Raw genomic sequence first — 5899 nt, 5'->3', positions numbered from 1 at the left:
GGTGAGCAGCACATCGTTGCCCTTCGGCTCCAGCGAGAAGGAAACTCCGCCGGTGTTTCCCCAGGTGATGGCGAGCTTGCGCGGCGCATCGAGCTCGGTAATGCGGCCCTCCATCCGATGCTCTTCGGGAAAACCCGCGGGGCGCTGGCCAGGCGGGTCGGTCAGCTCGTCGTTACGCCAGACGAGCTCGAACGACGTGCCGGCCTTCATTTCCATCTGGCCCGCAGCCATCCACTGCCGGCGCAAGTCACTCTCGGTGAGATGAGCCCAGACGCGCTCGATAGGACCGGGCAAAAGGCGCTGGATGGTGAACGTGGCGGGCTCGGTCAGCTCGCCATAGGCTTCGATGCTTTTCATCTGGTTCACTGGTCGTCTCCTTCTCTTGAGTTGGGCGATTTCTTGGAATCATCCTGGGCTTTGCGTGCGTCCTCCTCGCGAAGGAGGCGTTCGAGAACATCGAGACGGTTGGTCCAGAAGCGCTCGTAGAAGCCCAGCCACTGATGGGCGCTGGCCAGCGGTCCGGGTTCGAGCCGGCAGACATGCGTCCGGCCCCTCACCTCTCGGCGGATAAGCCCTGCATTCTCCAGCGCCTTGATGTGCTTGGAGGCGGCGGCGAGTGACATGGCGAAGGGTTGCGCCAACTGGCTCACCGTTCGCTCGCCGCCGGCGAGATCGCGAAGCATGCGCCGGCGGGTGGCGTCGCCAAGCGCGTGAAAGACCGAGTCCATCTGGGGTGTCTCTAATTCAACCATGTAGTTGAATATAGACGCTCGCTTCCAGATAGTCAACCATTTGGTTGAATGAGTGTGGGAAAACCCGCTACGGCAGATTCAGCAGAATTTCAGAAATCTTCCGGTACGCGCCCGTCCTTTGGCTTCATTGTTCTCAAGAACGAACCGGATGAGGTCGAACATGTTACCGAACGAGAACACGCGCCAAGCCGCCCGGCAGGAACTCCTGGAATTTGCATCCACCGTCATGGCTGCGTCGCCTTGTGCGCCCATGCCTGGAACAATGTTCGAAATGCTGGAGATCATGGCCATGGAAAGGCGCATGACTTCCAGCCAAAGTAAAGGCGAACCAAATTCTCCTGATCCCTTGACGTTCGCGCCGATTGAGACCCCAATCAGACAGCGTTTGGTCGGGCTGGTCAGATCGGCATTCAATGTCGCAAGAAAACCCAGGGAACGTACCACTGGCACTTGGCAGTTGCGAGCTTGATCTTGCCCGCGGGCTGCTGCTGCGCGACGGGAAACCCGTTGCTCTGCGCTCCAAGGCTTTTGATCTGTTGACCTATCTCAGCAAGAATGTCGGGCGTGTCGCGACCAAGTCGGAACTGATGTCGGCGGTGTGGCCCGATGTCTTCGTGACCGAGGACTCACTGACGCAGGCGGTAAGGGAGTTGCGAAAGGCGCTGCAGGACGAAAGCCAAACCATTATCCGTACGGTCGCCAAACGCGGCTACGTTCTTTCTTGTCTCGAAGCGCCAAAGCAAGAGCACCTCGGACAGCCGAGCGTTGCGGTGCTTCGTTTCACCAATGAAGGTGCGCCGGAAGACACCCCTCTGGTGGACGGCTTTGCCGAAGACATCGTCAACGCGTTGGCTCGCTTCGGAACGGTCGTCGTGCTGGCGCGCAATTCCGGCTTTGCATTCGTCTCGGATGCGGCTTCCAATTGGCGTGCCGTTGGCGACAGCCTTGGCGCGACCTATCTGGTCCGCGGCAGGGCGACGACTCGCGCAGACGGGATGCGGGTTACCATCAGTCTCACCGCTGCCTCAACGGGTGGAGTCCTGTGGAGCGATACGTTTTCTGCGTCTGGCGGCCAGATCTTCGACATGCAGGAAGAAATCGCCCGCCGTGTGGTGAACCGGCTGGTCGCTCGGCTCGACGACGCAGGGGTCAAGCAGGCATCCCCAAAACCTCCTGACAGTTTGGCTGCGTACGAGCTTTTGCTGCGCGGACTGGCGCGTCTGCGCGGTTATGGTCATGATGACAACCAGGCTGCGCGTGGTCTTTTCCAGGCGGCGGCCGAAAAGGATCCGACCTATGCCTTGGCGCATTCCTACATCGCGCTCGCCGATCTCATTATCGGTGGCTATGCTGAGGCATCCCCGGCATTGCTTGGTTCGGTGATCGACCGCGCGGAGTGTGCGGTGACCTTGGCGCCGGAAGAGCCACGCTGCCATCGCGTACTCGCCCAGGCTTTAATCTATGCCCGTCGGTTCGATGCGGCTGAACATCACCTTCAACGCGCGCTCGACCTCAATCCATATGACGCCGATACGATTGTGCAAATGGGGTTCTTGCTGACGATGAGAGGCAGACCTCTTGAAGCACTCGCGGCGGTTGACAGTGCGATACGGATCAACCCGATCCATCCAGACTGGTACCACTATGACCGCTCTATCGCGCTTTACTCTTCAGGAGACTACAAGGCCGCGCTCCTTAGCATGTCGAAGCTCCCATTGAAGACACCCTGGCGGCTGACAAGGCTCGCGGCGTGCCATGCGCAACTCGGCGATCTCAAGGAAGCCCAGAACATTATCGCAGAGGTCAAGCGGATAGCGCCTGACTATTCGCCACTGGAGTTTGCGCAAACCCGGATAGCGTTCGAACATGCGAGCGATATTGAACACTTCACTGCCGGCGTCGCCAAAGCACTTGCAGCATATGAGGCCGGCCTTGTTGGCACCCTGCCCAGACATCGTGAGTAGCAGCGCGCTTATCGCGAAGGGCTGACGAGCCTTCCGGATTGGAGGATTACGTGTTTCTTCGTCCGGTAACCACAAATGGCAACTGCAACCGGACGCGAGACCTTTACTTGCCTTCGAAGAAATTATGGATCGAGGTTTCCAGCTTTTCGATGAGTTGAGGGTTATGGCAGCTTCCAGCCCAGATCAGGGCGTTCAGTCTCATATCCTTGTTGAGAAAGTTCATTTTCCGAGAATTAAGCAGGTAATCCGCGACGTCGTAGTGCCGTCCCTTGATAGCCTCGATAAGCGCGTTGTTTCTTCCGGTCTTGTCGCTCAGATTCACGTCTGCGCCATTCTCGACAAGCAACTTAACGATATCCAGATGACCATTCTTTGCTGCTTCAATAAGGGCCGTTCTGCCGTAGTAGTCGGCTCTCGCATTGATCTCTATTTCGGGATGTTTCACGAGAGCTAAGATGGATGCGTAGTGGCCCTTGGCCGAAGCAAGGCTCAAAGGCGTGCTCTTCCATTTGTTTCTGGAATTCACATCGATTGCTGGATGTTCGATCAACGCCTCGACCGCCGCGGTGCGGGCGTTGAGGGCTGCGAGATGAAGTGCTGACCAGCCGCCGTCGTCCGCCTCGTTGATATTGGCGTCGGCCGCCAATTCCGCTCGAACGGCCTCCGCATCGCCCCTTTCTGCCGCGAGCAGCAGATTCGGCCAACCTCCCGTCCCTTCGGCTTCCAAGCTCTCGGTCAATGCAGTCGCCTCCCCGAATGCTCCCGCAGGATACCATTGTTCCGGTTCGGCCGACATCCACTGAATGACCGGCTTCCGGCGAAAAGCCTTTCTCATTCGACAGCGTCCGCAGGTCATCGGGCATGTTGCCACGCCGGCTTGAGCATCATGGCCTTCGACCCCATCTCGTGCAGCATCGCTTCAGTCGTGGAACAACGACGCGCGAGGAGAGATCAAAGGGAGTGATGGCATGGCTATCGATTTCAATCACACGATACTGTCGGCCCGCGACAGCGAGGCGTCGGCAAAATTCCTGGCGGAGATGCTTGGCCTTCCAGCCCCAAGACGCTGGGGACCTTTCCAGATGGTCACGACCGAAAACGGTGCCAACCTCGACTTTATGGATACCGCCGGCGAAATCACGCCGCAGCATTATGCGTTCCTGGTCAGCGAAGCCGAGTTCGACGGGATCTTCGGCAGGATTCGTGAACGGGCGCTCCCGTACTGGGCTGACCCTGGCCGGACGCAGCTGGGCGAGATCAATCACCACGACGGCGGCCGCGGTGTTTATTTCGAGGATCCGAACGGTCACCTTCTCGAGATCATTACCCGTCAATACGGCAGCGGCGGATGGAACCCGTGATCGCTCGGTGACGTAGCCAGGCGGCGGACGCACTCCCACCAGGTCATCATTTGATCGAACGGCCGATGCCGAGCGCGCTCGTTTCGCGGGGTAGCTTGTCGCTCGCTCCGTGCCTGCGAAGTCCGCGGCGACAACTGGTATCAGATCGATTGGTGCTTCAATATGGAGATGTAGAGTTGCCTTCGAACGTCCCGTGAGAAATGGCATCCAGGCAATGCCAGACCGCCAGAGAGCGGCGCACCAGAAGGGGAATGAATGCGTCGCATCGCTCGGGTCTCGCTTGCCATCGTCCTTTCTTTAGCCGTTGCAATCTTGACCGCCTGGGTCGGACTTGCCATGTGGTATCGCCTGCCCATGGCTGAGCTTGGACGGGCTGTGGCCGGCCTCCTTTTCATCTTGTTCGGCCTCGCCACCGTCATCGCGCTCTTCGGCCGGTTTCGCATCAGGGCGTTTGTCCTGTTTGTGGCTGCGTTTGCTGTGGTTCTGGTTTGGTGGAGCACCATCAGACCTTTCGATCACGCGGACTGGTCGCCTGACGTCGCCCGTCAGGTGACCGGCACCCGCGACGGGAACCTGCTGACGCTGACTGATGTGCGCGACTTCGAATGGCGTAGCGACACTGATTTCACCGAACGCTGGACAACGCGGACCTACGACCTCTCCAACGTTCAGACGGTCGACCTCTTCATGTCTTATTGGTCCGGGCCCAATATCGCCCATGTCATCATAAGCTTCGGCTTTGCCGGAGGTGACTACCTTGCCTGGTCGATTGAGGTGCGGCGCCGTACAGGCGGCAAGTTTTCACCCATGGCAGATCTGTTCAAGAGCAATCCCCTGGTCATTATTGCGGCTGACGAGCGAGACGTCGTCGGCGTCAGGTCAAACGTTCGGGGAGAGGACGTCCAAATCTATCGGCTAAAAGTGTCACCGGACACGGCCCGGGCGCTCTTGCTGGAATACGTCTTGGACGCAAATGCACTTTCCACGACTCCGGAGTTCTATAATACCATCACGACGAACTGCACGACCACGATCGTCAAGATGATGCGAGCGGTCGGTGACGTGGTCCCTTTTGACTGGCGCCTGATCGTTAATGGCTATCTTCCCGAATACGCGTATGCACGGGATGCACTCGATGTCAGCTTGCCAATGTCGGTTTTGAGAGAGTTAGCCCACATTGACCGCCGTGCGCGGGAGTCGGGCCTTTCGCCAGACTTTTCGAGATTGATCCGGATTGGCGTGCCATCTCCCGATCCAGTTTATTGATCTCTGGAATCGTGTTTGGGTTTGTAGGCGGGTTCGAATCGTATCTTCACGGCGCACTTCTACTTTCTCCGCCTGTCGACTCGCCTTGGCCGACACCGAGCCTAGATAAGCACTGCGCTGGGGCGAAGCGATGCAGAAGGACCTGAGCATGCCTGAACAAAATACCCTGAGCAAACCTGAACAGATCACGTTGAATGATGGCTCAGCCATTCCCCAGATCGGCCTTGGCGTGTGGCAGGTCGATCCAGCCATCACGAGCCAGGTGGTGAGTTGGGGAATCGAGGCCGGCTACAGATTGATCGACACCGCCGAAGGCTACCAGAACGAGGAAGGCGTCGGGCAGGCGATCCGCACGGCTGGCGTGCCGAGAAGCGAGTTGTTCATCACCTCCAAACTGCGCAACGGCGCGCATCAGCGCGACGCCGCCCTTCGGGCTTTCGACGAGACGATGAACAAGCTCGGGATCGAACAGCTCGACCTGTTTCTGATCCACTGGCCAGTGCCCAGCCAGGACAAATATGTCGAGGCGTGGAAGACGCTGATCGAACTCAGGAAT

The 5899-nt window shown here is 58.6% G+C and carries 8 protein-coding genes; 4 read left to right on the top strand and 4 right to left on the bottom strand.

Annotated elements, in window-relative coordinates:
* From E5W87_RS33380 to E5W87_RS33370, 3 genes are all read right to left on the bottom strand, one after another.
* Positions 1-357, bottom strand: a 357-nt coding sequence (locus tag E5W87_RS33380; protein ID WP_292407594.1) for an SRPBCC domain-containing protein, incomplete at its 3' end; no start/stop codon positions are given.
* A 5-nt stretch (positions 358-362) separates the two neighbouring features.
* A complete protein-coding gene (locus E5W87_RS33375) occupies positions 363-752 on the bottom strand; it encodes a helix-turn-helix transcriptional regulator (protein ID WP_292407591.1) in 390 nt (129 codons plus the stop codon).
* Between the two features lie 78 nt (positions 753-830).
* A complete protein-coding gene (locus E5W87_RS33370; protein WP_292407587.1) occupies positions 831-1166 on the bottom strand; it encodes a hypothetical protein in 336 nt (111 codons plus the stop codon).
* On the opposite strand from E5W87_RS33370, the gene E5W87_RS33365 reads away from it, so the two are divergent.
* Entirely contained in the window at positions 1166-2716 is a 1551-nt protein-coding gene (locus E5W87_RS33365; protein WP_292407584.1) for a winged helix-turn-helix domain-containing protein, read from the top strand. The genes E5W87_RS33370 and E5W87_RS33365 overlap by 1 nt on opposite strands.
* A gap of 103 nt (positions 2717-2819) precedes the next feature.
* On the opposite strand, the gene E5W87_RS33360 is transcribed toward E5W87_RS33365, so the two are convergent.
* Entirely contained in the window at positions 2820-3551 is a 732-nt protein-coding gene (locus E5W87_RS33360) for an ankyrin repeat domain-containing protein (RefSeq protein ID WP_292407581.1), read from the bottom strand.
* Between the two features lie 133 nt (positions 3552-3684).
* Between E5W87_RS33360 and E5W87_RS33355 the strand changes: the two genes are divergently transcribed.
* The 3 genes from E5W87_RS33355 to E5W87_RS33345 all read left to right on the top strand — a co-directional run.
* Positions 3685-4077 (top strand): VOC family protein, encoded by a 393-nt coding sequence (locus tag E5W87_RS33355; RefSeq protein WP_292407578.1) that lies wholly within the window; start codon positions 3685-3687, stop codon positions 4075-4077.
* Positions 4078-4332: 255 nt separating this feature from the next.
* The gene (locus E5W87_RS33350; protein WP_292407575.1) at positions 4333-5343 is read left to right on the top strand and encodes a DUF4105 domain-containing protein; all 1011 of its coding nucleotides are present in this window, start codon (positions 4333-4335) and stop codon (positions 5341-5343) included.
* 148 nt (positions 5344-5491) lie between these two features.
* The coding region (locus E5W87_RS33345) for an aldo/keto reductase (protein WP_367118904.1) at positions 5492-5899 on the top strand (408 nt) is incomplete at its 3' end.

The sequence above is a fragment of the Mesorhizobium sp. genome, assembly GCF_004962925.1.
Classification (GTDB): domain Bacteria; phylum Pseudomonadota; class Alphaproteobacteria; order Rhizobiales; family Rhizobiaceae; genus Mesorhizobium.
This window is presented reverse-complemented; position numbering and strand designations above follow the sequence as displayed.

Excerpts from the sequence above, each read along its gene's own strand:
- E5W87_RS33375 (WP_292407591.1), bottom strand. The coding sequence starts at position 752 with ATGGTTGAATTAGAGACACCCCAGATGGACTCGGTCTTTCACGCGCTT.
- E5W87_RS33365 (WP_292407584.1), top strand. The coding sequence starts at position 1,166 with ATGTCGCAAGAAAACCCAGGGAACGTACCACTGGCACTTGGCAGTTGC.
- E5W87_RS33360 (WP_292407581.1), bottom strand. The coding sequence starts at position 3,551 with ATGAGAAAGGCTTTTCGCCGGAAGCCGGTCATTCAGTGGATGTCGGCC.
- E5W87_RS33355 (WP_292407578.1), top strand. The coding sequence starts at position 3,685 with ATGGCTATCGATTTCAATCACACGATACTGTCGGCCCGCGACAGCGAG.
- E5W87_RS33350 (WP_292407575.1), top strand. The coding sequence starts at position 4,333 with ATGCGTCGCATCGCTCGGGTCTCGCTTGCCATCGTCCTTTCTTTAGCC.